3 protein-coding genes and 1 riboswitch are annotated in these 2,700 nt (G+C 66.2%); of the genes, 2 read left to right on the top strand and 1 reads right to left on the bottom strand.

Translation table 11 applies throughout. The features are described from left to right. Positions 1-19 precede the first annotated feature (19 nt). Positions 20-117, top strand: a riboswitch (SAM riboswitch). A gap of 61 nt (positions 118-178) precedes the next feature. Both Q4E95_RS12535 and Q4E95_RS12530 read left to right on the top strand, forming a co-directional pair. After that, positions 179-1,606, top strand: coding sequence for an O-acetylhomoserine aminocarboxypropyltransferase/cysteine synthase family protein (locus Q4E95_RS12535; protein WP_303383621.1), 1,428 nt, complete (start codon positions 179-181; stop codon positions 1,604-1,606). After that, positions 1,603-2,094 (top strand): CoA-binding protein, encoded by a 492-nt coding sequence (locus Q4E95_RS12530; protein ID WP_303383620.1) that lies wholly within the window; start codon positions 1,603-1,605, stop codon positions 2,092-2,094. Before Q4E95_RS12535 ends, Q4E95_RS12530 begins: the two co-directional genes overlap by 4 nt. Positions 2,095-2,197: 103 nt before the next feature. Here Q4E95_RS12530 and Q4E95_RS12525 read toward each other — a convergent pair. Then, positions 2,198-2,700 (bottom strand): hypothetical protein (locus Q4E95_RS12525; RefSeq protein ID WP_303383619.1); only part of this gene is annotated, 503 nt, incomplete at its 5' end.

Raw genomic sequence — 2,700 nt, 5'->3', positions numbered from 1 at the left:
CCCACGCGACACAATGGACTCACCATCCCGAGCGGCCGAGAGACCTGGATCGACGACGCCGCAGCAACCCGCAGTGATCGGCCTACTGCACGGTGCTACCGCCAGGACCGATGGAGTGCTGCGCGGGCCCGGGCAGTGTTCGGACGGGAGCTGTACGCGGCCGACAAGGAGGACCCCTATGGCCGAGCACCAGTTCGGTTTCCGCACCCGTGCGCTGCACGCGGGCGGCACCCCGGACGCCGAGCACGGCGCCCGTTCCGTCCCGATCTACCAGACCAGTTCGTTCGTCTTCAAGGACGCCGACGACGCCGCCAACCTCTTCGCGCTGCAGAAGTACGGCAACATTTACTCGCGCATCGGCAACCCCACCGTGGCGGCGTTGGAGGAGCGCATTGCGTCCCTCGAGGGTGGTATTGGTGCGGTGGCGACGTCCTCCGGTATGGCCGCGGAATTCATCACCTTTGCCGCGCTGTGCGGACAGGGCGATCACGTGGTCGCCTCCTCCCAGCTCTACGGCGGCACGGTCACGCAGTTGGACGTGACCCTGCGGCGCTTCGGGGTGGAGACCACTTTTGTTCCCGGGACCGATCCGGCCGATTACAAGGCGGCGATCACCGAGAACACCAAGGCTGTCTACACCGAGCTCGTGGCCAACCCGTCCGGTGAGATCGCCGATCTGGAAGGACTGGCGGAGGTCGCCCACGAGGCGGGCTTGCCGCTGATCGTGGATGCCACGCTCAACACCCCGTACCTGTGCCGACCGTTCGAGCACGGCGCGGACATCGTGATCCACTCGATCACCAAGTTCCTGGGCGGCCACGGCAACACCCTGGGCGGTGTGGTGGTCGAGTCCGGCCGTTTCAACTGGGGCAACGGCAGGTTCCCCGCCATGACCGAACCGGTCCCCTCGTACAACAACGTGACGTGGTGGGGAAACTTTGGCGAGTACGGGTTCCTGACCAAGCTGCGCTCCGAGCAGCTGCGTGACATCGGCCCGTCCCTGACTCCGCAGGCCGCGTGGAACCTCCTGCAGGGCGTGGAAACCCTCCCCCAGCGCATGGACGCACACGTGGCGAACGCGCAAGAAGTCGTGCAGTGGTTGGCCACCGATCCCCGCATCGCGTACGTGAACCACGCGGGCCTTGAAGACCACCCGCACCACGAGCGCGCCCAGAAGTACCTGCCCCAGGGCATCGGTTCCGTGTTCGCCTTCGGTGTGGCATCGACCGAGCAGCTCAGCGGACGCGACGTGGGAGGCCGCTTCATCGAGAACCTGCAGCTGGCCTCGCACCTGGCCAACATCGGTGACGCCCGCACCCTGGTGCTGCACCCGGCCTCCACCACCCACCAGCAGCTCAGCTCCGAGCAGCTGGAATCCGGCGGCGTGAAGGAAGACCTGATCCGGATTTCCGTGGGTCTCGAGGACCCCGCGGACATCCTGTGGGATCTGGACCAGGCGTTGACCGCCGCGACCGGAATCAGCCGCGAGGGCGACGTCGTCACCGCACCCGCCGCTGTCCGGGACGAGGCAGCGAAGAACACACTTGAGCAGGACAACAGCGCGGCGGCCTGCGCGCTGCCCGGCACCGAAGGAGGACAGGTATGAGCACCGAACGCACCTGGGTGGGCCCCAGCGCCCCCGAGCGGTTGAACATCCTGCGCAACACCGAGTCGATCGCGATCGTGGGCATGTCCAACAAGCCCGCGCGGGCGAGCTATTTCGTGGCCACGTACCTGCTGTCGTCGTCCCCGTATCGCGTGTACTTCGTGAACCCGGTGCTGGACGAGGTGCTGGGCCAGAAGGTCTACCCGTCATTGGCGGATCTGCCCGAGGTTCCGGACATGGTGGACGCGTTCCGTAAGGATGCGGACCTGCCCGGTGTGGCACGGGAGGCGGTGGACCTCGGCGCCAAGACCGTGTGGATGCAGCTGGGCTCGTGGAGTGAGGAAGCCGCGGCGATTGCCGAGAACGCCGGACTCAACGCCGTGATGGACCGCTGCGTGAAGATCGAACACGCGCGCTTCCACGGAGGCCTGCACCTGGCCGGTTTCAACACCGGGGTGATTTCCTCCAAACGTCAGGTGGTTGCCTGACAGGTACCGGCTGAGCGACCCTTTGATCCCGTTTTACTGCAGAGTAGCCATGGTTACTGTGCAGTAAGGCGGGATCAAATGGTTCTAGGGCTGGGGACCGCTCTCAGCCCAGCCGCAGCACCACGGCCGCGCGTTCCCAGCCCTGGGACTCGCGAGCCGAAACCTCGTCCTCGGGGACCACGGTGTACAGGCGTTCGGCGTCGGCAAGGAAGGCCTCATTGGCCATGGACGAGACCAGCGGATCCAGTACCTCGGCGGAATCGCGCTCGGTGGACGCATCCGCGAACAGCGGTCCCATGTATGCGACCTCGTCCTGCACGGACAGGGTGGAGTGCGCGACCGGCTTGCCCCATTCGTCCACCTCGAACCGGGTGACATCACCCATGGGTGCGTCGAACATTCCGGCTTCACCGGGGAAACCCAGCCCACGGTCCAGCTCCTGCACCGCACCGGTCAGCAGGACGTCCTGGGAAAGAACATCCTTCTCCTGGGTATTCACGGCACCGCGGGCCATGACGACCTGATCCTCCGCGCAGACCAACACCAGTCCGTCCTCGGAGGGGACCGTGCCGGCCCACGCGACCACGTTCTGCGGGGCTACCTCCG

This window comes from Kocuria sp., from assembly GCF_030536815.1.
Taxonomy (GTDB): Bacteria; Actinomycetota; Actinomycetes; order Actinomycetales; family Micrococcaceae; genus Kocuria; species Kocuria gwangalliensis.
The sequence above is the reverse complement of the archived record's forward strand: the minus strand, read 5'-3'. Positions and strand labels throughout refer to the sequence as shown.